The 22694-nt window shown below is 70.3% G+C and carries 23 protein-coding genes and 3 tRNA genes; 13 read left to right on the top strand and 13 right to left on the bottom strand.

The features are described 5' to 3' along the window. Positions 1 to 160: 160 nt before the first annotated feature. The gene (locus ASD19_RS03650; RefSeq protein ID WP_055988793.1) at positions 161 to 892 is read left to right on the top strand and encodes an NYN domain-containing protein; all 732 of its coding nucleotides are present in this window, start codon (positions 161 to 163) and stop codon (positions 890 to 892) included. A 480-nt stretch (positions 893 to 1372) separates the two neighbouring features. Here the strand turns inward: ASD19_RS03650 and ASD19_RS03640 are convergent. Next, a tRNA-Leu gene (locus ASD19_RS03640) sits at positions 1373 to 1456 on the bottom strand. 178 nt (positions 1457 to 1634) lie between these two features. On the opposite strand from ASD19_RS03640, the gene ASD19_RS03635 reads away from it, so the two are divergent. From ASD19_RS03635 to pknB, 7 genes are all read left to right on the top strand, one after another. Beyond that, positions 1635 to 2366 carry an FhaA domain-containing protein gene (locus tag ASD19_RS03635; protein ID WP_055988791.1) on the top strand — a complete coding sequence of 244 codons (732 nt, stop codon included), beginning with the start codon at positions 1635 to 1637 and terminating at the stop codon, positions 2364 to 2366. Continuing rightward, on the top strand, positions 2363 to 2887 hold the full coding sequence (locus tag ASD19_RS03630) for an FHA domain-containing protein FhaB/FipA (RefSeq protein ID WP_055988790.1): 525 nt from the start codon (positions 2363 to 2365) through the stop codon (positions 2885 to 2887). Before ASD19_RS03635 ends, ASD19_RS03630 begins: the two co-directional genes overlap by 4 nt. A gap of 12 nt (positions 2888 to 2899) precedes the next feature. Then, positions 2900 to 4207, top strand: a complete 1308-nt coding sequence (locus ASD19_RS03625; protein ID WP_055988789.1) for a PP2C family protein-serine/threonine phosphatase — start codon at positions 2900 to 2902, stop codon at positions 4205 to 4207. After that, positions 4204 to 5580 (top strand): FtsW/RodA/SpoVE family cell cycle protein, encoded by a 1377-nt coding sequence (locus tag ASD19_RS03620; RefSeq protein ID WP_055988788.1) that lies wholly within the window; start codon positions 4204 to 4206, stop codon positions 5578 to 5580. Before ASD19_RS03625 ends, ASD19_RS03620 begins: the two co-directional genes overlap by 4 nt. Further along, a complete protein-coding gene (locus ASD19_RS03615; RefSeq protein WP_055988787.1) occupies positions 5577 to 7037 on the top strand; it encodes a peptidoglycan D,D-transpeptidase FtsI family protein in 1461 nt (486 codons plus the stop codon). Before ASD19_RS03620 ends, ASD19_RS03615 begins: the two co-directional genes overlap by 4 nt. Next, positions 7034 to 8848, top strand: a complete 1815-nt coding sequence (locus ASD19_RS03610) for a serine/threonine-protein kinase (RefSeq protein ID WP_055988786.1) — start codon at positions 7034 to 7036, stop codon at positions 8846 to 8848. Before ASD19_RS03615 ends, ASD19_RS03610 begins: the two co-directional genes overlap by 4 nt. 125 nt (positions 8849 to 8973) lie before the next feature. Further along, positions 8974 to 10674 carry a Stk1 family PASTA domain-containing Ser/Thr kinase gene (gene pknB, locus ASD19_RS03605; protein WP_082542953.1) on the top strand — a complete coding sequence of 567 codons (1701 nt, stop codon included), beginning with the start codon at positions 8974 to 8976 and terminating at the stop codon, positions 10672 to 10674. Between the two features lie 15 nt (positions 10675 to 10689). On the opposite strand, the gene ASD19_RS14590 is transcribed toward pknB, so the two are convergent. Continuing rightward, positions 10690 to 10851: a hypothetical protein gene (locus tag ASD19_RS14590; RefSeq protein WP_167626828.1), complete on the bottom strand. Its 162-nt coding sequence runs from the start codon at positions 10849 to 10851 to the stop codon at positions 10690 to 10692. Continuing rightward, positions 10851 to 11624, bottom strand: a complete 774-nt coding sequence (locus ASD19_RS03600; protein ID WP_055988785.1) for a class E sortase — start codon at positions 11622 to 11624, stop codon at positions 10851 to 10853. The genes ASD19_RS14590 and ASD19_RS03600 overlap by 1 nt, the downstream gene beginning before the upstream one ends. Before the next feature lie 35 nt (positions 11625 to 11659). Between ASD19_RS03600 and ASD19_RS03595 the strand changes: the two genes are divergently transcribed. Further along, positions 11660 to 11911 carry a cell division protein CrgA gene (locus tag ASD19_RS03595; RefSeq protein ID WP_055988784.1) on the top strand — a complete coding sequence of 84 codons (252 nt, stop codon included), beginning with the start codon at positions 11660 to 11662 and terminating at the stop codon, positions 11909 to 11911. A 145-nt stretch (positions 11912 to 12056) separates the two neighbouring features. On the opposite strand, the gene ASD19_RS03590 is transcribed toward ASD19_RS03595, so the two are convergent. After that, positions 12057 to 12932 carry a rhomboid family intramembrane serine protease gene (locus ASD19_RS03590; RefSeq protein ID WP_055988783.1) on the bottom strand — a complete coding sequence of 292 codons (876 nt, stop codon included), beginning with the start codon at positions 12930 to 12932 and terminating at the stop codon, positions 12057 to 12059. A gap of 19 nt (positions 12933 to 12951) precedes the next feature. Then, the gene (locus ASD19_RS03585) at positions 12952 to 13509 is read right to left on the bottom strand and encodes a peptidylprolyl isomerase (RefSeq protein WP_055988782.1); all 558 of its coding nucleotides are present in this window, start codon (positions 13507 to 13509) and stop codon (positions 12952 to 12954) included. Positions 13510 to 13607: 98 nt separating this feature from the next. On the opposite strand from ASD19_RS03585, the gene ASD19_RS03580 reads away from it, so the two are divergent. Both ASD19_RS03580 and ASD19_RS03575 read left to right on the top strand, forming a co-directional pair. Then, positions 13608 to 14129, top strand: a complete 522-nt coding sequence (locus ASD19_RS03580; protein WP_055988781.1) for a hypothetical protein — start codon at positions 13608 to 13610, stop codon at positions 14127 to 14129. Then, complete coding sequence (locus tag ASD19_RS03575) at positions 14129 to 14605, top strand: aminoacyl-tRNA deacylase (protein ID WP_055988780.1); 477 nt, start codon at positions 14129 to 14131, stop codon at positions 14603 to 14605. Before ASD19_RS03580 ends, ASD19_RS03575 begins: the two co-directional genes overlap by 1 nt. 83 nt (positions 14606 to 14688) lie before the next feature. Here ASD19_RS03575 and aroQ read toward each other — a convergent pair whose 3' ends face one another. From aroQ to ASD19_RS03560, 4 genes are all read right to left on the bottom strand, one after another. Next, complete coding sequence (aroQ, locus tag ASD19_RS03570) at positions 14689 to 15126, bottom strand: type II 3-dehydroquinate dehydratase (RefSeq protein WP_235562957.1); 438 nt, start codon at positions 15124 to 15126, stop codon at positions 14689 to 14691. Between the two features lie 17 nt (positions 15127 to 15143). Next, positions 15144 to 15572: an NUDIX hydrolase gene (locus ASD19_RS03565; RefSeq protein ID WP_055988779.1), complete on the bottom strand. Its 429-nt coding sequence runs from the start codon at positions 15570 to 15572 to the stop codon at positions 15144 to 15146. Between the two features lie 101 nt (positions 15573 to 15673). Next, positions 15674 to 15844 carry a CsbD family protein gene (locus tag ASD19_RS13905; RefSeq protein ID WP_082542950.1) on the bottom strand — a complete coding sequence of 57 codons (171 nt, stop codon included), beginning with the start codon at positions 15842 to 15844 and terminating at the stop codon, positions 15674 to 15676. A gap of 99 nt (positions 15845 to 15943) precedes the next feature. After that, complete coding sequence (locus ASD19_RS03560; RefSeq protein ID WP_082542949.1) at positions 15944 to 17392, bottom strand: threonine/serine ThrE exporter family protein; 1449 nt, start codon at positions 17390 to 17392, stop codon at positions 15944 to 15946. A 217-nt stretch (positions 17393 to 17609) separates the two neighbouring features. Between ASD19_RS03560 and ASD19_RS03555 the strand changes: the two genes are divergently transcribed. After that, complete coding sequence (locus ASD19_RS03555; protein WP_055988778.1) at positions 17610 to 18593, top strand: hypothetical protein; 984 nt, start codon at positions 17610 to 17612, stop codon at positions 18591 to 18593. A 31-nt stretch (positions 18594 to 18624) separates the two neighbouring features. Here ASD19_RS03555 and ASD19_RS03550 read toward each other — a convergent pair. Beyond that, positions 18625 to 18697, bottom strand: a tRNA-Ala gene (locus tag ASD19_RS03550). 120 nt (positions 18698 to 18817) lie between these two features. Between ASD19_RS03550 and ASD19_RS03545 the strand changes: the two genes are divergently transcribed. Then, the gene (locus tag ASD19_RS03545) at positions 18818 to 19513 is read left to right on the top strand and encodes a hypothetical protein (RefSeq protein WP_055988777.1); all 696 of its coding nucleotides are present in this window, start codon (positions 18818 to 18820) and stop codon (positions 19511 to 19513) included. Positions 19514 to 19557: 44 nt separating this feature from the next. Here ASD19_RS03545 and ASD19_RS03540 read toward each other — a convergent pair. From ASD19_RS03540 to gyrA, 3 genes are all read right to left on the bottom strand, one after another. After that, positions 19558 to 19634: transfer RNA gene (locus tag ASD19_RS03540), tRNA-Ile, on the bottom strand. 86 nt (positions 19635 to 19720) lie between these two features. Next, positions 19721 to 20125 (bottom strand): DUF3566 domain-containing protein, encoded by a 405-nt coding sequence (locus ASD19_RS03535; RefSeq protein WP_055988776.1) that lies wholly within the window; start codon positions 20123 to 20125, stop codon positions 19721 to 19723. After that, positions 20122 to 22674 (bottom strand): DNA gyrase subunit A, encoded by a 2553-nt coding sequence (gyrA, locus tag ASD19_RS03530; RefSeq protein WP_055988775.1) that lies wholly within the window; start codon positions 22672 to 22674, stop codon positions 20122 to 20124. Before gyrA ends, ASD19_RS03535 begins: the two co-directional genes overlap by 4 nt. Positions 22675 to 22694 lie beyond the last annotated feature (20 nt).

Genomic DNA, 22694 nt, shown 5'->3' with positions numbered 1-22694 from the left:
CTCCCTGGTTCAGAGCGGATGCGGTAGCAGCTCCACTCTGCCGGGAGGTTCTCGTCACATCAGGGAAGCCAGATCAAACAACGTCCCTGGGCAGTACACCTAGAGGTGCCGTTCGGAGCCTCCGCGCCCCAGCGTCGGTACCGGCCAGTACGCTCGGCCCATGAACGTGGGCGTGTACATCGACGGCTTCAACCTCTATTACGGCCTCACACGCCAGTTCGGACCGGTCACTCGCGGATGGAAGTGGATTGACTTGCGTGCGGTCGCAACGGCACGGGCAGGCTGGCCGGGCTCCGTTGTGAGCCGCGTCGTCTACTGCACCGCGAAGGTGAACGACCCTGACGACCAGGCGCAAACGCAGCGCCAGCAGCACTACCTCGCCGCCCTCGCCCAGAGCGGAGCCGTGGACCTCATCGAGCTCGGATACTTCAACTCTTGGGCGAAGGAGTCAGCGATGACGGTCGAGGGTCCCGGCACCCGGAACCCGACTCTCCTCCGCGACCAGATGAAGAACGAGACCTGGTCCGGCGGCCTGCACATTCGCCGAACCTCCGCCGATGGAGTCCTGCTCGCAACGGTTCGGAAGCGCGAAGAGAAGGGCTCGGACGTCAACGTGGCAGCCCACCTGCTCAACGACGTACTGACGGGCGCCGTGCAGGCGGCCATCGTCATCTCGAACGACTCGGACCTCGGACTGCCCATCAAAATGGCACGGGCACACGTTCCGGTGGGCGTGCTCAACCCGGGCACGAACGCGGTGGCCGGTGCGCTGAAGGGCTCCCCGAACGACGGTGTCGGCGGCCACTGGTGGGGCACCCTCACGACTGCCGACATCCTCGCAGCGCAACTGCCCAACCCTGTCGCAGGCATTGCAAGGCCTGCGACCTGGTGATAGCCTTCTTCTACCAACCCGCCATCCTTCGTGAGGGCGGGTCTTTTCTTTGTCCGAGCTCGGCTACGCCATCCAGTTCCTCGCTGCGGCCGTCGCGGTCGTCGCATCGAACATCCGCCGCATCGTGACCGCGCTTCGCGCCGATCCCAGGGAAGACCACCGCGCACGCGCAACCCGCGTCACCCGGATGGCCAGCTCCAGCCGCGACCGATGGGCGCTGGCACGGTCGTCGGCGTAACCAGCCCACCCAGCTTCGATTGAGCGCACGCTTTCGGAACTGAACATCTCACGAACTTGAGCCCGCAAGGGGCTACTCGTCGTTGGTACGCACGTTCGAATGTCGGCGTAGCGCGCCGGGACAGCGCCCCGGGGACACGCCGGCGAGCAAAACGAAGCGGCGGCCGCCCCGACTTGGTCGAGACGAGCCGCCGCTCGTTCATTTCGTCAAACACACCGCGGTGATTTCATCAATCACCCCTGTGCGCGAGGGGGGAGTTGAACCCCCACGCCCTTTCGGGCACTGGCACCTGAAGCCAGCGCGTCTGCCTATTCCGCCACTCGCGCGAATCCGGATCGCTCCGGACTCAACTTTCCGAGGATATCACGCTATCGGGGGCCTCGCGAAACCCGCGCCATCCGAAGGATCCGCAAGCCCCGAACGGGCCCAGGGCGGGGTGAAAGGGGTGCCGTCCAGGTGGCCTGGCTACGATGTGCCTACCGGTCGGCCGGACTGAGGAGACCCGTGGGACTACTGGACAGCTTCGAGCAAGGTCTCGAGCGCGCCGTCAATCGCGCGTTCGCGAAGACCTTCCGCAGCGGCATTCAGCCGGTCGAGATCGCCTCAGCGCTGCGCCGCGAGCTCGACACGAAGGCGGCCGTCGTCGCCCGCGACCGCATCCTCGTGCCGAATGAGCTGACGGTCCTCCTGAGCCCGGCCGACGACGAGCGGATGCGCTCGCTGGGCGGCGCCCTCGTGACCGAGCTCGACGGCATGCTCCGCAAGCACGCCTCCGCACAGGGCTACAGCTTCGCCGGGCCGCTGCGCATCGCGCTGCGCGGCGACGACTCCATCACGACCGGCACGGTCGCCGTCGAGTCCGGCGCGGCCGAGGGCAGCGTGGAGTGGCGCGCGGTCCTGGACGTCGCCGGGCGCCGCTACCCGCTCGCCAAGGCGCGCACGGTCATCGGCCGCGGCAGCGACGCCGACATCACGGTCGACGACCCCGGCACGAGCCGCGCGCACGTCGAGGTGCTGTGGGACGGCGAGCGCGCCATGATGCGCGACCTGGGATCGACCAACGGGACCAAGCTCGACGGGCGTCCCGCCAAGCAGTCGGGGCTCGCCGACGGCCAGACCATCACGATCGGACGCACCGAGATCGTGTTCCACGTCGTGCCACTGGCCGCGCCGCCCGCCCGGGAGCCGCGGACCACCGCGACCCGGATCCTTCCGAAGAACGGGGACCGGCCGTGAGCGAACTGACCCTGCTCATCCTGCAGGTGGGCTTCCTCCTGCTGCTGTGGCTGTTCGTGTTCGCGGTCGTGTTCGCGCTGCGCTCCGACGTGTTCGGCGTCCGCGTGCGGCGCATGCCCGAGGCGGCGGCGCCCGCCCGCGCACCGGCCCGCCCCGCGCCGGCCGCCGCGGCCCGCCCGGCCCCCGCGCCGAACGCGGGCCCCTCGGTCCCGGCGACGACCGCGACCGCGTCCCGCATCGTGATCACGACCGGCCCGAAGGCCGGCCTGGAGCTGCCGCTCGGCACCGATCCGCTCACGATCGGCCGCTCGAGCGAGGCGGGCCTGGTCATCCGCGACGACTACACCTCGAGCCAGCACGCGCGCCTCGTCCTGTGGGGCGACCAGTGGATGCTGCAGGACCTCGAGTCGACCAACGGCACCTTCCACGGCGGCGAGCGCGTCTCGCCGAACTCGCCCGTGCCGGTGCAGACGTCGACCCCGATCAAGGTCGGCGCCACGACCTTCGAGCTGCGGAAGTAAGCCCCCGCCGACATGTTCGTGGGATCGAGTGCCGCCATCTCCCATACCGGGAAGGTGCGGTCGAACAACCAGGATTCGGGCTACGCCGGCTCGAACCTGTTCGTCGTGGCCGACGGCATGGGCGGCCACGCGGGCGGCGACGTGGCCTCGAGCGTCGCGGTCAACACGCTGCAGGAGCTCGACCACGTCTACCCGTCCCCGGAGGACGCCGAGGCGACGCTCCGCGAGACCATCGCGTCCACCGCCGGCGACCTGATCCAGCTCGTGGCGCGCCGCCCCGAGCTCGCCGGCCTCGGCACGACCGTGAGCGCCGTCGCGATGGTCGATGACTACGCCGTGATCGCCCACATCGGCGACTCGCGCATCTATCTCTATCGCGACGGCGCGCTCACCCAGATCACGACGGATCACACGTTCGTGCAGCGGCTGGTCGACTCGGGCCGCATCACGCCCGAGGAGGCGCGCTACCACCCGCGCCGGTCGGTGCTCATGCGCGTGCTCGGCGACATGGATCCCGATCCCGAGATCGACACCTTCATCATGCCGACGCGCCCCGGCGACCGCTGGCTGCTGTGCTCCGACGGCCTGAGCGGCGTGGTCGACGAGGCGCACATCCAGAAGGCGCTGAAGCTGGGCCTGCCCCCGGGTCGCACCGCGGACATCCTGCTCAAGTACGCCCTCGACGCCGGCGCGCCCGACAACGTCACGATCGTGATGGTGGACGTGGGCGGCCAGCACCCGCTCGTGAGCGGCACGGCCACGATCGTCGGCTCGGCCTCGAACCCGCAGGGCATCAAGGTGCCCGCCATGACCGGCCGCGGCCCGCTGCTGCCGACCGGGTGGCTGCACCCCGCGCGCCAGGCGGCCAACGAGCCCACGCACTTCGAGCCCGAGCCCGAGTACCTTGAGGAGCTCATCGAGGAGGACCGCCGACGGGCGCGGCGCCGCCGCGTGGGCTGGATCGCATTCCTGGTCCTCATCGGGGTCGTCGTCGCGACCGGCTTCGCCGCCTTCTACAACTGGACGCAGACCCGCTACTTCCTGGGCGCGGACGACGACAGCGTCGTGATCTACCAGGGAATCCAGCAGTCGGTCGGCCCGATCCAGTTCTCCTCGGTGCACGAGGACACGGGCATCCTGCTCGCGGACCTGCCGCCGTACTACCGCGGTCAGGTCGAGCGGACGATCCCGGCCCGCTCGCTCGCCGATGCCGAGGCCATCGTGTCGCGCCTGAGCGGCATCGTGCTGCCCGATCCGAACGAGCCCGAGCCGACGCCGACCCCGACGCCCACCCCGACTCCGACGGGAGCCGCAGGATGACCGCCGTCGCCCCCGACACCGCCGTGATCAAGGCGCTGCGCCGCGTGCGCCAGCCGCAGCCGCAGCGCAACCGCGAACTGGGGCTTCTGCTGTTCGCGATCGCCCTCATGCTCGGCGCCACCGCCCTGTCGCAGCTCGGCGAGCTCGGCCGCCTGGACACCGGCGTGCTGATCGCCGAGGGCCTGCTGGGCGTGCTCGTGCTGGCCCTGCACGTGGTGCTGCGCTTGCGCGCGCCGCAGGCCGACCCGTTCGTCGTGCCGATCGCGACCCTGCTCACGGGGCTCGGGATCGCGATGATCTACCGCATCGGGCTCTCGGGGGCGGATGGCGCGAACCCCAACGCCGGCACGAGTCAGATGATCTACACGGCTCTCTCCGTCGTGGCTGCGGGCGCGCTCGTGTGGGCGCTCGGCAACTACCGCCTGCTGTTCCGGTACACCTACATCTTCGGCCTCACGGGCGTCGTGCTGCTGATCCTGCCGTTCATCCCGTTCATCAACGGCGGCGGCAACGCGACCGTGTGGATCCAGATCGCCGGCTTCTACTTCCAGCCCGGCGAGATCGCCAAGATCTGCCTCGCGATCTTCTTCGCGGGCTACCTGGTGCGCACCCGCGAGAGCCTGACGTCGACCGGCACGAAGTTCCTGGGCTTCACGTTCCCGCGCGCGCGCGAGTTCGGCCCGCTGCTCGTGATCTGGTTCATCTCGATGGTGATCATCGTGGCGCAGCGCGACCTCGGCACCGGTCTGCTGATCTTCGGGATGTTCGTCGCGACGCTGTACGTCGCCACCGGCAAGACCGGCTGGGTCCTGATCGGCGTCGTCCTGGCGGTCGGCGGGGCCGTCGCGGCCTCGTTCGTGCTGCCGTACGTGCGCGGCCGCTTCGACGCGTGGCTCGGCGCGTTCGACCCGGAGCTGTACGAGGCGGAGGGCGGCAGCTTTCAGCTGGTCAACGGCATCTTCGGCCTCGCGCACGGCGGGATGCTCGGCACGGGCCTGGGCCTCGGCCGCCCGTACCTGACGCCCGTGTCGCAGAGCGACTACATCATCCCGAGCCTCGGCGAGGAGCTCGGCCTGATCGGCGTCTTCGCGATCCTCTGCCTGTACATGGTGTTCGTCGCGCGCGGGCTCCGGATCGGCGTGGCCGGGCAGGACGACTTCGGCAAGCTGCTCGCCGTGGCGCTGTCCTTCACGCTCGCGCTGCAGGTGTTCATCATGGTCGGCGGCGTGACGCGGCTCATCCCGCTCACGGGCCTCACGACCCCGTTCCTCGCGGCGGGCGGATCGTCGCTGCTCGCGAACTGGCTCATCGTGGCGATCATCCTGCGCATCAGCGATGCCGTGCGCCAGCAGCCCAGGGCGGTGATCGGATGACGAAAGAGCTCCGCCGCCTCAGCATCATCGTGCTGTTCATGTTCCTGGCGCTGTTCGCCTCGACCAGCCTCATCCAGGTCTTCCAGGCCGACGAGCTGGCCGACATGCCGCAGAACCGGCGGACGCTGTTCGACAGCTACGAGACCCAGCGCGGCGCGATCATCGCGGGCGGCCAGGAGATCGCCACGTCGGTGCCCAGCGACGACGTGTACGCCTGGCAGCGCCAGTACGTCGACTCCCCCATGTGGTCGCACGTGACCGGTTACCTCAACCCGGTGCTGGTGTCGGCGACCGGCATCGAGCAGGTGATGGGCCAGGAGCTCTCCGGCACCGCCGGCTCGGCCTTCTTCTCGCGCATCGACCAGATCGTCACGGGCCAGCCGCCCCGCGGCTCGAACGTCATGCTGAGCCTCGACCCCGTCGCGCAGCGCGCGGCGTACGAGGCGCTGGGCGGCCTGACCGGCGCGGTGCTGGCGCTCGAGCCGGACACCGGCCGCATCCTCGCGATGGTGTCGACGCCCGGCTACGACGCGAACCAGCTGGCGTCGCACGACCCGGAGGCAACCAACGCCGCCTACGACGCGCTCATGCGCGACGAGCTCCGGCCGCTCCAGAACCGCGCGATCGCCGGCGACCTCAACCCTCCCGGTTCCACGTTCAAACTCGTGGTCGCCGCCGCGGCGCTCGCGTCGGGCGACTACGACGAGGAGTCGGAGCTGCCGAACCCCGCGACGTACCGCCTGCCCCAGTCGTCGCACGTCGTCCACAACGCCAACGGCGGCACGTGCGGCGGCGGCGAGACCGTGACGATCGCCACCGCCCTGCGCCTCAGCTGCAACGTGCCGTTCGCCGAGCTCGCGATCGAGCTCGGCGACCAGGCCATCCAGGACATGGCGGAGCAGTTCGGCTTCAACCACGAGTTCGCGACGCCCCTCGCGGCCACGGTCTCCACCTACCCGACGAACGGCCTCGACGCCCCGCAGACCGGCCTGACCGGCTACGGCCAGGGTCAGGTCGTCGCGACGCCCCTGCAGATCGCGATGGTCTCGGCGGGGATCGCGAACGGCGGCACCGTGATGAACCCGTACATGGTGGACGAGATCGTGGGCAACGACCTGTCGGTCCAGCAGAGCTTCCAGCCGAGCGAGTTCGGCGAGGCCGTCGACGGCGAGGTGGCCGATCTGCTGACGTCGATGATGGTGGCGAATGTCCAGGATGGCGTCGCGTCGGGTGCAAGAATAGACGGCGTCGATGTGGCCGGGAAGACGGGCACCGCCGAGAACGATGGCGACGAGCCGTACACGCTCTGGTTCACCGGTTTCGCGCCGGCCGACGATCCTGAGATCGCCGTTGCCGTGGTGGTCGAGGACGGCGGCGGACAGGGACAGTCGGGCAGCGGGAACACGATCGCGGCTCCGATCGCGAAACAGGTCATGGAGGCGGTGCTGAGCAGATGAGGCCAACACAGGGCGTGTCCTTCGGCGGTCGCTACGAGCTGATCTCGCGGATCGCGATCGGCGGCATGGGCGAGGTGTGGGAGGCCACCGACCACGTCATCGGCCGCACGGTCGCGATCAAGATCCTCAAAGACGAGTACATGGGCGACCCGGGCTTCCTCGAGCGCTTCCGCGCCGAGGCCCGTCACGCCGCGCTCGTGAACCACGAGGGCATCGCCAGCGTGTTCGACTACGGCGAGGAGAACGGCTCCGCGTTCCTCGTCATGGAGCTCGTCCCCGGCGAGGCGCTGTCGACCATCCTGGAGCGCGAGAACAAGCTTCCCGCCGAGCGCACGCTCGACATCGTGGCCCAGACCGCGTCGGCCCTGCAGGCCGCGCACGCGGCGGGTCTCGTGCACCGCGACATCAAGCCCGGCAACCTGCTCATCACGCCCGACGGCCGCGTCAAGATCACCGACTTCGGCATCGCGCGCATCGCCGACCAGGTGCCGCTGACCGCCACGGGCCAGGTCATGGGCACGGTCCAGTACCTGTCGCCCGAGCAGGCGTCGGGTCACCCCGCGTCGCCCGCGACCGACATCTACTCGCTCGGCATCGTCGCCTACGAGGCGCTGGCCGGCCGCCGTCCGTTCACGGGCGAGTCGCAGGTCGCGATCGCGATGGCGCAGATCAACGAGCAGCCGCCGCCGCTCTCCGACGAGATCCCCGAGCCGGTGCGCAACCTCGTGCTCGCGATGATCGCGAAGAAGCCGGACGACCGGCCCGCCTCTGCGGCCGTGGTGGCGCGCGCGGCCAACGCGCTGCGCCGCGGCGACGTCGCGGCCGCGGCCGCCGCGGTCCCGGCGATCGCGACCGGCGCGGCCCTGGCCGCCGGTGCCGGCTCGGACGCCTTCACCCAGCTGCTCTCGCCCGGCACGGGCGCCGCGACCCAGCTGCTGCCGCGCACCACGCCCGTGCCGATCGACGGGGCGCCGCTCGAGGAGGAGAAGCGGGAGCGCAAGCGCAGCCCGTGGACGTGGCCGCTCGTCGCGCTCATCCTCATCCTGCTGCTGGTGCTCGGCGGCACGATCTGGGCGCTGTTGTTCCAGAACACGGCCGCCCCGGAGGAGACGCCGACCTCGACGCCGCCGCGCACGAGCGCCGCGCCGTCGAACACGCCCACCCCGAGCCAGACCGCCACGCGCGTCGACATCGACTCGCTCGGCCTCGAGGGCATGACGTGCGACGAGGCTGAAGCCGTCATCAGGGACCTCAAGGGCGAGTTCGGCTGGGAGTGCGTGGCGGGGACCCCCGCCGAGACCGCCGACACGGTCGGGACGATCTACCAGGTCAGCCCCAGCGGCTTCGTGTCCGAGGGCACGACCATCCGCGGCACGCACTACGCGGATCAGGCCGCCGTCGGCGCGCCGTCGTCCGCGCCGAACTTCACGTCGGGCGGCGTGGTCGCCGACCGGCTCGTCGCGGGGTCGATCGCGACGGTGAACTGGGCGAGCTTCTCGTGCCCGAGCGGCACGGGCGACCTGACGGGCTACACCGTGACGCTCACGAACGGCGCGTTCCAGTCGAACGGGCAGCCGACCGCCGAGTTCCCGGCCGGGACGACGCAGGCGGACTTCCACGTGTTCGAGACGCCCGGCCAGATCGTCACCGCGGTCTACACCGCGACCTGCACGAACGCGAGCGGCGAGGCCCGCTCTTCGGACGAGTCGCCTCAGGCCCAGGCGACGATCGACGCTCCGCCGCAGCAGACTCCGGCGCCGCACGACACGGCTACGCCGCCGCCGGCGGCGGGCTCGGAGACCGAGGGCTGAGCCGAGCGGGACGGGGTTCCCGCACAGCGAGAGGCAGAGACGGATCTGTGGGGGGATCACCCGTGACCGACGACCAGCGCACCGAAGAGGAGCGCCGCCAGGACGACCGCGCGGTGGACCACCGCGTGCTCGGCGGCCGCTACCGCGTCGGCGAGCTCATCGGCCGCGGCGGCATGGCCAGCGTGTACCGGGGGTACGACCAGACCCTCGGGCGCGAGGTCGCCATCAAGATCCTGAAGCGCGACCTCGCGGGCGACCACGGCTTCCGCACCCGCTTCCGCCTCGAGGCCCAGGCCGCGTCGCGCATGGCGAACCAGGCGATCGTCCGCGTCTTCGACGCCGGCGAGGACGTCGCGGCCGACGCGAACGGCGAGCAGCCCATCCCGTACATCGTCATGGAGCTCGTGCACGGCACGCTGCTGAAGGACATCATCGCGCGCGGGCCGGTGCCCGCTGCGGACGCCGTGCGCTACGTCGACGGCATCCTCGAGGCGCTCGAGTACTCGCACCGCGCCGGGGTCGTGCACCGCGACATCAAGCCGGGCAACGTCATGATCACCGACGCCGGCCAGGTGAAGGTGATGGACTTCGGCATCGCCCGCGCGGTGTCCGACACGTCGTCCACGGTCGCCGAGACGACGACGATCCTGGGCACGGCCGCGTACTTCTCTCCCGAGCAGGCCAAGGGCGAGCCCGTCGACGCGCGCGCCGACGTGTACTCGACCGGCGTGGTGCTCTACGAGCTGCTCACCGGCCGCCCGCCGTTCCGCGGTGACTCCCCCGTGGCGGTCGCGTACCAGCACGTGAGCGAGACGCCCGTGACGCCGTCGCAGGTCAACGAGACCGCGCCCAAGGCGTTCGACCCGGTCGTGCTGCGAGCGCTCGCGAAGGACCCGTACCAGCGCTTCCCGGACGCCGCCTCGTTCCGCCGCGCGCTCGACGCCGCCTCCGACGGCAAGGCGCCGTCGAAGCGCGAGCTCGGCGCCCTGACCAGCGAGCTGTACGGCCCGAACCCCCGCGAGGCCGCCGAGACCGCGCGCTCCCTGCGCCAGCTGTCGACCGACACGACCATGGCGCGGACGCAGTCCGGCCCTCCCGTCGCGTGGATCTGGGCCGGCGTCGCGCTGATCGCCGTGCTCGTCGTGTCCGTGCTGTTCTGGGTCGTCACCATGCGCCCGGTCACGGGCGTCCCGGCCAACACCCGCATCATCCCGGACGTCTCGGGCATGACTCTCGAGCGCGCCACCGCCGAGCTGGAGGCCGAGGAGCTCGCGTCGTCCGTCACGACCGAGCCGAGCGCCACGGTCGACGAGGGCATCGTGATCGGCACGGATCCGGAGGCCGGCACGTCCGTTTCCCCCGAGACGAGCATCGAGATCATCGTGTCCGAGGGCGTGGAGCGGGCGGCCGTGCCGAAGCTCGAGGGGCTCAAGGAGGAGGACGCGCGCACCGCCATCCAGCGCGCCGGCCTCGCGATGGGCTCGATCACGCCGCAGAACGACCCCGAGCTCGAGCAGGGCACCGTGATCTCCGCCCACGCGGACGGCGAGCCGGTCGCCGAGGGCGATGAGCTGCCCGCGGGCGCGACGATCGATCTGACGGTCGCCTCGGGTCGCGTGACGATCAACGACTACACCGAGACCGTGACCGTGGAGTTCGCCAAGGCGCAGCTCGAGGCGCTCGGCCTCACGGTCGAGATCGAGGAGGACGCGGGCTGCCCGGCATCCGACTCGCAGATCGTGAGCTACCAGTCGAGCGTGGGCGACGTGCCCGTGCACTCGACCATCACGCTCCGGCACTGCACGGGCGAGCCCGCCGGCGAGTGAACCTCGGCCCCGGGATCAGCCGGCGCCAACCGTGACCTCGTCGGGCACGAACGTCATCGCGATCCACGGGTACACGTACACGAAGAGCCCGTAGAGGACCGCGGCCGCGAGCGCCAGCAGGATGATCACGCGCACCCACCACGGGCCGGGAAGCAGGCGCCAGAGGGCGGCGTACATCAGATCAGCTCCTCGGTCAGGGCCGGGGGCGTCCCGCCGGCGCCGCGCGGCAGGAACGAGTCGAACACGCCGTACGCCACGATCCGCTCCGCGAGCGAGAACCGGGGCGAGCAGCTCGTCATGGTGATGTACCGCTCCCCCGCCGGCACCTCGGGTGCCTGCGGCACGTCGGCGAGCACGTCGTATTCGTGGGGCTGCACGTACTCGAGCGTGCGGAACCGGTAGGTGTACCAGCCCGCCTCCGTCTCGATCACGATCGGATCGCCGATCCTCAGGTTCTGCAGGTCGGCGAACGGCTTGCCGAAGGTGGTCCGGTGCGCGGCGAGCCCGAAGTTGCCGACGTCGCCGGGCATCTCCGTGTCGAGATAGTGGCCGACGCCGATCGTGTCGAGCGTCCCGGCGCGCGTGACGCCCCCGGCGATGGACACCCGGTAGTCGTCTCCCCATCGCGGCACGTACAGCGCGCCGAAGACCTCGCGGTCCGCCGGCTGCGGCAGCACGACGGGCTCGTATCCGCCGTCCTCGGCCGGCTCGGGCAGCGGAGGCAGCTCTGCCGCCGGGATCTCCGCCCACTCGCGCGAGAGCTCCTCGGCCTTCGCGGCGTGCGAGGAGCCGTAGATGACGTCGCCGATCCACAGCTGCCAGACCACGTAGAGCAGGATGATCGCGCCCACCGTGATCAGGAGCTCGCCGAGCACGCTCGCGAACGTCGCGCGGCTCCTGGGCCGCTCGTCGCGACGCCGCGTCGCCCCCGTCTCCGGCACTGCCGTCACGGTCCGAGCCTATCCGGACCGATAGGATGTGTCCCATGGCACGAGCAGACAAGCGCCCCGCCGGACGCGACGACGACGCGATCGACCGCGCCCCCGGAGAGCCGGCGCCCAACCCGGTGTGGTTCAAGCCCGTGATGGTGGGCTTCATGCTGATCGGGCTCGTGTGGATCCTGGTGTTCTACCTCTCGGGCATGCAGTTCCCGATCCCGGGCATCCAGGCCTGGAACCTCGTCATCGGGTTCGGGATCGCCTTCATCGGCTTCCTGATGACCACGCGCTGGAGGTAGCCGCATCCGCTTCCCGAGACGCCCGACGGATATCCGTCGGGCGTCTCGTCGTCTCCGGCGACGGGCTCGCGGCCGCGATGCCGTGACAGGAATTACACCGGTGTGATTCATCCCCAGCGGGGGATAAACCTGTGGATAACTCGGGTCAGAGAATGAGCGCCGGGGGCAGCGCCAGCAGCGCCAGCAGCACGGCGACGATGCCGGCGAGGAGCGCGATCTGCAGCCGATGCTGGGCCGGGCGCTGGGTGGTCGCGATCACGAGGCCCACAGCGAGCCCGGCGATCAGACCGCCCACGTGGGCCTGCCACGAGATGCCGCCGAACGAGAAGCCGACCACGAGGTTGACGCCCAGGATGATGAGGATGCCCGTGACGTTGCCGCCCAGGTGACGCCCGATGACGACGAGGGCGCCGAGCATTCCGAAGAGCGCACCCGACGCCCCGACGACGGGCGTGTCGAACGCGAGCAGCGCGACCGCGACGGATCCGCCGAGGCCGGAGATCAGGTAGAGCGCGAGGTAGCGCCACCGCCCGAGCATGGGCTCGAGCAGGCGCCCGATCATCCAGATCGAGAGCAGGTTCAGCGCCACGTGCAGGAAGCCGCTGTGGACCAGCAGGACGGTCAGCAGGCGCCACGGCTCGAACCAGCCGAACTGTGGATAGATCCGCGGCGCCCAGAAGGCCAGCATGCCCTGCAGGCTGACGCCGAACGGAGAGAGCAGCAGGTCGAGCAGGAAGAACGCGCCCGTGACGCCGAGGATCCAGTTGGTCACGGGGGCGGCGCCCGCGGCCGCGACCGCGCCGCCGCGACCCCACCGGCGCTCCGCGCGCTTCTGCGCCGGAGTGCGGCTGCGCTGCTGCGCGCGCAGGCACTCGGGGCAGATCACCCCGACGGCCGCCGGCGTCTGGCACTCCGGGCAGACCGTGCGCTGGCAGCGCTGGCAGAGCGCGAAGCTCATCCGGTCGGGGTGCCGGTAGCAGAAGTCGGCGGGGTTGCGGGGGCGCGGGTCGGTGGTGGTCACGGCAACGGCCGAGAGGTCGTCAGGCCGCGGTGATCTCGACGGAGTGCAGCACGACCGGCTCGAGCGGGCGGTCCTGCGCGCCGGTCGGCACCTGTGCGATCGCGTCGACGACGGCCTTCGAGGCGTCATCCGCGACCTCGCCGAAGATGGTGTGCTTGCCCATCAGCCACGGCGTGGGGTCGGTCGTGATGAAGAACTGCGAGCCGTTGGTGCCGCTCAGCTTGCCGGTGATGGCGTTGGGGCGCTTGCCCGCGTTCGCCATCGCGAGCTTGTAGGGCGTGTTGAAGTCGAGCTCGGGGTTGATCTCGTCGTCGAACGTGTAGCCGGGGCCGCCGATGCCCTGACCGAGCGGATCGCCGCCCTGGATCATGAAGCCGGGGATGATGCGGTGGAAGATGACGTCCTTGTACAGCGGGCCGTCGCCGGGCTTGCCCGTGGCGGGGTCGGTCCACGATCCGGAGCCGTCGGCGAGGCCGACGAAGTTCTGGACCGTCTTGGGCGCGTGGTCCCCGAAGAGGTTGACGACGATGTCGCCGTGGTTGGTGTGCAGGGTGGCAACGGCAGTGTGCTGAGGCATCTACACATTCTCTCAGAGCTGGGCAACCCTCTGCCCCTGACCAGGTCATCTGGCAGGATGGGGGGACACCACATCCCCAGGGACAGGGAGGGCCACCCGTGAGCCTCAGCAAGAAGCGCAAGAAGGAGCTCCGCAAGCTCCAGGATTCCGCCGTCCAGCTGTGGGAGGCGCAGCAGGTGCTGGTCTCTGACGCGGCGCAGGTCGCCCGCGAGGCCGGCCGTCAGCTCGGCAACTACAACCGCGAGCACGTCGCCCCGGTGATCGACGAGAAGTACCACCACTATGTCGAGCCGGTCGTGGACCGCGTGTCCCCGTACGTGGACTCGAGCCGGAAGGCCTCGAAGCGCTTCCTGGACAGCAAGGTCGCCCCGGTCGTGGGCGGCGCCGTCGGCAAGGCGCTGTCGGCCCTCGACGCGGCGAACGACGCGCGCGTGAAGTACGCGAAGAAGCGCGCGGGCATCCCGCTCGTGGAGCCGAAGAAGCGCAGCGCGGGACCGATCGTCGCGATCGCTCTGGGCGTCGCGGCGGCCGCCGCGGTGCTGTACGCCGCGTGGCAGACGCTGCGCGCCGACGACGAGCTCTGGGTCGCGGACGACCCGCTGGCCTCGCCCGACGCGTAGTGTCGGTCGATCGCGTTCGAACTGCCGCGGCGGCTCGTGGTCTCGAGATCGAGATCCGCGAGTCGCCGCGGGCGTCTTCCCTCGAGGAGGCGGCCGCGCTGCGCGGCATCACACCCGCCGACATCGTCAAGACGCTCGTCGTGAAGGGCCGGGGCGACCAGTACCTGTTCGCGCTGATCCCCGGCGACCGCTCCATCTCGTGGCCGAAGCTGCGTGCGCTGCTCGGCGTGAACAGGCTGCGGCTGCCGGAGCCCGAGCTGGCTCTGGAGGCCACGGGCTACGAGCGCGGCACCATCACGCCACTCGGCAGCACCCGCGACTGGCCTGTCTACGCGGACGAGCGGATGACCGGACGCCGCGTCTCCATGGGCGCGGGCGCGCACGGCTGGACGCTGTTCGTCGACGCGGACGCCCTCATCGCGTCCTACGACGCGACGGTCGCCGACATCAGCGACCCCATCGAGACGATCCGCTAGTCACATCCCGGTCGTTGAGCGGAGCGAAGCGGAGACGAAACGGGTCGAGCGAGCGAAGCGAGTCGAAACCGCCGTCCACCCGCTCAGCCGAGCAGCGTGGCGAGGCGGCGGATGGCGAACTCGTAGCCCTGCACGCCCGCGCCGACGATCACGCAGCTCGCGACGTCCGACAGGTACGAGTGGTGGCGGAAGGGCTCGCGCGCGTGCACGTTCGAGATGTGCACCTCGGCGAACGGCAGCGCCACACCCGTGAGCGCGTCGCGCAGGGCGACCGACGTGTGGGTGAACGCACCGGGGTTGATCACGACGCCGGCGCAGTCGGCCTTCGCCTCGTGGATCGCGTCGATCAGCACGCCCTCGTGGTTGCTCTGGACCGCGCGGAGCTCGAGGCCGAGCTCCTCCGCGACCGCCATGGCGCGGTCGACGACGTCGTCGAGCGTCTCGGCGCCGTACACCTCGGGCTCGCGCGTGCCGAGCAGGTTGAGGTTCGGGCCGTTGACGAGCAGCAGGCGGGTGGTCACGGTCGTGCTCCGATCGTTCAGTGGTGGATGCCGGCCATGTCGAGGGCCTTGTCGACGAGGCTGACGCGCTCGATCCCTCGCACCTTCGACAGCGGCACCCATTCGGCCATGTCGCTCGAGCCGTCGACCTCGTGGGTGAGCGTGCCGCCCACGACGGTCGCGCGGTAGACGATGCGCAGCGCGTGCAGCGGCCCGCTCGCCTCCCGGTTGAGGCGCTTCTTCGCGGGGATGACATGCGAATCGATGCCGAGCAGCGCGTCGAGACGCACCTCGTAGCCGGTCTCCTCCCACACCTCGCGGCGCGCGGCGTCGGCCGGGTCCTCGCCCGGCTCAAGACCGCCGCCCGGCATGGACCACGCCGGGACGCGACCCTCGATCCAGCGCGACAGCAGCACCCGGTCCTCGTCGTCGACGATCACGCAGTAGGCGGCGACGCGCATGTCCATGGGCTCAGCCTAGCGATGCGCCCTCGCGCGAGATCCGTGCCGCGGCGCGAGGATGCCCCCACGCCCGGGGGCGCAGGGGCATCGCGGTCGAGCCGGGCGGCCTACTTGAAGGCGTCCTTGACGTTCTCGCCGGCCTTCTTGAGGTTGGCCTTCGTCTGGTCAGCCTCGCCCTCGGCCTGAAGGCGCTCGTTGTCGGTCGCCTTGCCGGCGGCCTCCTTCGCCTTGCCCTTGAGGTCCTCAGCGCCGTGCTCGATCTTGTCGTCGAGTCCCATGGTGGCTCCTTTCGTCGTGGTCCGGGTGGTGCCCGGGGTAGCCACGATAGGAGGGCGCGCGGGATCCATCATGGGGGTCGCGGATCGCGCGATCTTGCGCTAGTGCTCGGTCGGAACCCGCAGCACGACGTTCGCCCCGCCCGCGGTCGGCCGGGCCACGGCTCGCCGCGCGGCGGTGAAGCCGCCCAGCGTTCGGGCGAGCGGCGAGCCGATGAAGAGGCCGAGTGTGGCACCGGCCGCGAGCGCGATGCCGACCATGCCGGCCGTGATGAGCGACGACGTCGCGAACAGCAGATGCTCGGTGACGCCGCCCGCCTCCACGAGACCGAGAAGGCCGCGGAAGACCGCGGCACCCGGCACGAGCGGCAGGATGGCCGCCGTCGTGACCGCGACGGAGGGCACGTGCAGGCGGTGCGCCAACAGCGCGCCGATCACGCTCGCCACGAGGGCGCCGACGAAGCTCGCGGGCGCCTGGTCGAGACCCGTGGCGCTCACGAGGGCGAAGGCCGCCCAGGCGATGACCCCGAGCAGCGCGCTGACCACGATGATCCGCGCGCCCGCGCCGTTGAACACCGCCACCGCGATCGCGACCAGCACGGCGCCGGCGAACTGCGCGGCGAGCGGGCCGAGCGGCAGCGGGGCGCTCGGGGGCTCCATGCCCACGCCCAGAGCGCGGGCCAGCTCGAGCCCGACGAGGATGCCGAGCACGACGCCGAGCGTCTGCACGGTCAGCTCCAGGATGCGCCCGCCCGCCGTGAGCGAGAACCCGTCGATCGCGTCCTGCGCCGCCCCGACCACCGCCAGACCCGCGAGCATCAGCACGATTCCGGATGACACGACGATGGTCGGCCGCACGTCGACGAACGGCTCGATCCCGAGGCGCGCGAGAAGCGCCGTCAGCACCGTGAGCGCTGTCAGGACGAACGCCCCGGCGATCTGGCTGAAGAAGAGCGGCACCTGCAGCCGCGCAAGACCGGCCTGGGTCAGCGCGACGCCCAGTGCGGCGAGCAGCGTGACCAGCAGGATCGACCACGACGCGCCGAACATGGCGCCCACGCCGACGGCGAGCAGGGCCTGCGACAGGATGACGACCGAGGGACGGTAGCGGAACGGCGAGCGCCGGATCTCGTGGAACCGGGTGCGGGCGTCCTCCAGGTCCAGGCCGCTCTCGATGGCCCGGACGAGCGCCTGCAGCCGCTGCAGCTTGGCGTGATCGGGCACCGCCGAGCGCACCACCCGCATGATCGTCACGGGCCATTCGCCGCCGTGGCGGTGGTCGGACACGGTGATCGAGTTGAACGTGACGTCGACGTGGACGTTGCGGAGCCCGTACGCCTGCGTGATGCGCAGCGCCGCGAGCACGACCTCCTTGGCGGAGGCGCCCACAGACAGCATGACCTCGGCGACCCGCATCGCCAGGTCGATCACGCGCAGCACGGTCGCGTCATCGATGATCGGCAGCGCCTCAGTGCGTGCGCTCTGCGCCGCATCGCTGTGGATCGCCCTTCGAACGCTCTCGATCACCCGACGGCCGTGCTCGCGAACCATGCCTCCATCCTCCCCGATCGCGCCGGGGAGCTTCGTGAGACCGCATCCGACCGGCGAGACCGCAATCCGCGGTCGACACCGTCTCCGCCGACGCCGGTCTCGTCGGGATCCTGCGGTCTCATTGCGATCGCGGCGGAGCGCGGATCGAGGTCTCCCGCCCACTACGGTGATGTCAGAGACGCAGGTACCGCGACGAGGAGGTATCGCCATCACACAATTGGACGACGGCGCAGTCATCGGACCGGACGCCGGCGAGGCGCCCGCGAGCACCGCAGAGACCGCCGCGGTCTCGGGCCCCGATCCCGCCCCGCGGCGAGCGCGTCGCAGGGGCTGGATCATCACGGTCGTGCTCCTCGCCGCCGCCGTGGTCGCGCTGGCCGTCGCGTCGACCCTGCTGCTGGTGAAGCTGCAGGCGGCGGACGCGCGGCTCGATCAGCAGGACGAGCGGATCTCGGAGCTGCAGAAGACGGTGAAGGAGCAGGAGGGCCTGATCGACCGGAAGGAGACGTTCGGTGCCGCGATGGAGGGGCTCCTGGAGACGGCCCGGCAGTTCGAGGGCATGCGGGTCGGCCAGCTCGTTCCCCACGGCGGTCTTCGGTCCCTCGCGCATTCGGCGTGGCGGCATCGCCATGACGCCGAGCTTCTCGAGACGGATATCGCAGAGGCGAACGCGTTGACCGCGTCGTTGGGGGCCCAGCTCGAGGATGCGCGGGCGCTCGCCGCCGTCAACGCGACCGGGAGCGTCTACGAGCGCGTGCTCGACGAGCTCGGCGGCGGGTTCGTCACGACGTCGATCGACGCGGCCGACGAGCTGTGCCAGGCCGACGTGTGGGGTTGCGTCGCGGTCGCGGAGCCGCGTGAGGTGCACATCGATGTCGTCGACTCGACGCGGCCGTTCATGACCGATTGGCTGAAGACCGGCGTCGCGTACCACGAGTTCGCGCACGTCCTTCAGCTCACGAACCCCGAGCAGTCGGAATCCGCCCTCGCCGCGTTCGGCGGCGACAGCGAGATCATGGCGGACTGCTTCGCCCTGACGTATCTCGACGGCTGGACCCTGGACCACCGGATCTGGGTCTCGTCGACCTCGTACTGGGACGTCAGCGTCGGGTACCGTCACACGTGCGATGACACCCAGAAGCAGGTTGTGCGCGATTGGTATTCACGACTCGGCTACCGGAGCGAGCCGATCACGCAGTGAAGGAGGCGATCATCCGATCGCTCGTCGACTGTGGAGCCTAGGAGATTCGAACTCCTGACATCCTGCTTGCAAAGCAGGCGCTCTACCAACTGAGCTAAGGCCCCCGGGGGAATGTCCTCGACGAGTCTACAGGGCCGAGGATCGCGCCCCTCGCGGCCGGCTGTCAGGAACCGGCGCCCGGCGCTCCCGTTGTCCGGGACGTTGCGGGGTGGGATGATCCGCTCATGTACAGACGCCGCATCGGGGCGGTCGTGATCGCCGTCGTCGCGATGGGCTTCGCGACGCGAACCGTCGGCGCGAGCGCGGAGGCCGACGACGGGGGCGACCTCATGCCGTTCCTCGCGCGGTGGGGTGGCGGCTGGGGCACCCCGCATCTGACCATCTCGGGCGGCGGGAGCGTGAGCGGCTCAGACGGCTGCAACGGCATCTGGACCGACGTGACCCGGCTCGAGGGCGATCGGCTGATGACGGATCGCGCCTGGGGGCAGACCCTGAGAGCCTGCGTGAACGACCCGGACGTCCTGCGTTCGATCCCCTCGTCGCTCGCCGTGGAGGACGGGGAGCTCGTCCTCTATGACGAGGACGACGTCGTGATCGCCCGCCTGAGCCGCTCCGTCCCGCCGCTCCGCGTCAGCGTGCTCGGCGAGTGGCGCGCGGACGGGGACGGACCGTGGATCAGGTTGCACGCCGACGGCTCGGTGGAGGGGTACGACGGCTGCAGCTGGTTCGCCGGGACGGACGGACCCGCCAAAGGCGACGTGTACCGCTTCCCCGCCGAGCTGTCGTACACCGAGGCGGCCTGTCCCCCCGAGGCCAGGGAGTGGACCCGCGTCCCCTACGAGGCGCGCGTCTGGGACGGCGTGCTCGAGGTGTTCGACGCGGTCGGCGTCCACCTGACAACCCTGCCGCGCGGCCGCTGACACCCGGGAACGAGAAGAGCCTCCGCGTCTGCGAAGGCTCTCGATGGTGGGGGTACCAGGACTTGAACCTGGGACCTCTTCATTATCAGTGAAGCGCTCTAACCGCCTGAGCTATACCCCCAGTTGGACGTCGGACTCGCGTCCTCAGCCTCAGAGAGGTTACCCGATCCGCGCGGCGAGCGCCAATCGGGGCCGGTCCCGCGCGTGTCAGTTCGAGGTGAACCCGACGAGCAGCCCGCCCGTGACCTTCACGGCCAGGTTGTAGATGCCGGCGATCACGGCGCCGAGCACCGTGACGACGACCAGGTTCAGGATCGCGACGATCGTCGCGAACGCCATCACCTGCGGCAGGCCGATGAACTGGGTGATCGACAGGCTGCCGTCCGTGAAGCTCTGGAAGAACTCGTCCATCTGGGCGATGAGGCCCGTCGTCTGCACGACCATGTAGATCAGGAAGAACGACACGATCGTCACGATCGCGAGGGCCACGGCCGCCAGGAACGACAGCTTCACGGCCGACCAGAAGTCGACGTAGACCAGCCGCAGGCGCACCTGCTTGGCGTTCGTCTTGTGCGTGGACTTCTTGGCGAGCTTGTCGGCTACCGTGCTCATGCGTCTGTGTCGTCTCCGGTCGTCTGGGCTGCGGACGAGTCCTCGATCTCGGTCTCGTCCTCGGCCGCCACGCCGCGCTCGCTGTTGCGGGCGATGGCGAGGATGCGGTCGTCCTTGTCCGGACGCGCGAACAGCACGCCCATGGTGTCGCGGCCCTTGGCGGGGACCTCGGCAACGGCCGAGCGTACCACCTTGCCCTTGGCGAGGACCACGAGCACCTCGTCGTCCTCCGAAACGATCAGGCCGCCGGCCAGACCGCCCCGCTCGTCCGACAGCTTCGCGACCTTGATGCCGAGGCCGCCGCGGCCCTGGACACGGTACTCGCCGACGTGCGTGCGCTTGGCGTAGCCGCCCTCGGTCACGACGAACACGAAGCCCTCGTCGCGGACGACCGACGCCGACAGCAGCGAGTCGTCCCCGCGGAACGACATGCCCTTCACGCCGCTGGTCGAGCGGCCCATGGGGCGCAGCGCGTCGTCCGTCGCCGAGAACCGCAGCGACATTCCGCGACGGCTGATCATCAGGATGTCGTCGGTCGAGTCCACCAGCAGCGCACTGACCAGCTCGTCGTCCTCGCGCAGCTTGATCGCGATGATGCCGCCCTGGCGGTTGGTGTCGTACTCGGTCAGGCGCGTCTTCTTGACGAGGCCGCTGCGCGTGGCGAGCACGAGGTACTCGGCGGCCGCGTAGTCCTTGAGCTCGATGATCTGCGCGATCTGCTCGTCCGGCTGCAGCGCAAGCAGGTTCGCGACGTGCATGCCCTTCGCGTCGCGGCCGGCCTCGGGCAGCTCGTACGTCTTGGTGCGGTAGACGCGACCCTTGGTCGTGAAGAACAGCAGCCAGTGGTGGGTCGTGGTGACGAAGAAGTGCTCGACCACGTCGTCGGCGCGCAGCTGCGCACCCCGCACGCCCTTGCCGCCGCGGCGCTGGGAGCGGTAGTTGTCGCTGCGCGTGCGCTTGACATAGCCCTCGCGCGTGACCGTGACGACCATGTCCTCTTCGGCGATGAGGTCCTCCATGGACACGTCGCCGTCGAAGCCGTGCAGGATGTGCGTGCGACGCTCGTCGCCGAAGCGGTCGACGATCTCGGTCAGCTCCGCGCGGATCAGCTCGCGCTGGCGCATCTCGTCGGCGATGATCGCCTTGAAGTCGGCGATCTTCGCCTCGAGCTCCGCGGCCTCGTCGATGATCTTCTGCCGCTCGAGGGCCGCGAGGCGGCGCAGCTGCATCGACAGGATCGCGTCGGCCTGGATCTCGTCGATGCTGAGCAGGTCCATCAGGCCCGCGCGCGCCTCGTCTACGGTGGGCGAACGGCGGATGAGCGCGATGACCTCGTCGAGCGCGTCGAGCGCCGCGAGGTAGCCGCGCAGGATGTGCATGCGCTTCTCGGCCTCGCGCAGGCGGTACTGCGTGCGCCGGACGATGACGTCGAGCTGGTGCGCGATCCAGTACTGGATGAAGCCGTCGAGCGACAGCGTGCGCGGCACGCCGTCGACGATCGCCAGCATGTTCGCGCCGAAGTTGGTCTGCAGCTCGGTGTGCTTGTAGAGGTTGTTGAGCACGACCTTCGCGACCGCGTCGCGCTTGAGCACGACCACGAGGCGCTGGCCGGTGCGGCCCGACGTCTCGTCGCGGATGTCCGCGATGCCGGTGACCTTGCCCTCGCGCGCGAGCTCGCCGATCTTGACCGCGAGGTTGTCGGGGTTGACCTGATACGGCAGCTCGGTGATCACGAGGCACGTGCGGCCCTGGATCTCCTCGATCTCCACGACGGCGCGCATCGTGATCGAGCCGCGGCCGGTCCGGTACGCCTCGTGGATGCCCTTGGTGCCCAGGATCTGCGCGCCGGTCGGGAAGTCGGGGCCCGGGATGCGCTGCATCAGGCCCTCGAGCAGCTCCTCGCGCGGCAGCTCCGGGTTGGCGAGCGCGAACAGCGCGCCGTCGGCGACCTCGCGGAGGTTGTGCGGCGGGATGTTCGTGGCCATGCCGACCGCGATGCCGACCGAGCCGTTGACCAGCAGGTTGGGGAAGCGCGCCGGCAGGACCGCCGGCTCCTGCGTCTCGCCGTCGTAGTTGTCGTGGAAGTCGACCGTGTCCTGCTCGATGTCGCGCACCATCTCGAGCGCGAGCGCGGCCATCTTGGTCTCGGTGTACCGCGGGGCGGCGGCGCCCTGGTTGCCGGGCGAGCCGAAGTTGCCCTGGCCCTGCGCGAGCGGGTAGCGCAGCGACCACGGCTGCACGAGGCGGACGAGGGCGTCGTAGATCGCCGAGTCGCCGTGCGGGTGGTACTGACCCATGACCTCGCCGACGACGCGGGCGCACTTGGAGAACTTCTTGTCGGGGCGGTAGCCGCCGTCGTACATCGCGTACACGACGCGGCGGTGCACGGGCTTCAGGCCGTCGCGCACGTCGGGCAGCGCGCGCCCGACGATGACGCTCATCGCGTAGTCGAGGTAGCTGCGCTGCATCTCCGACTGGAGGTCGACCTGGTCGATGCGGCCGTGGTTGTGCGCGGCGGTGATGTCGGGGCGCTCTTCGTTGTCTGCCATGTGTCTTTCGATTCAGCTCT

This window comes from Microbacterium sp. Root53 (assembly GCF_001426925.1).
Lineage (GTDB): Bacteria > Actinomycetota > Actinomycetes > Actinomycetales > Microbacteriaceae > Microbacterium.
This window is presented reverse-complemented; position numbering and strand designations above follow the sequence as displayed.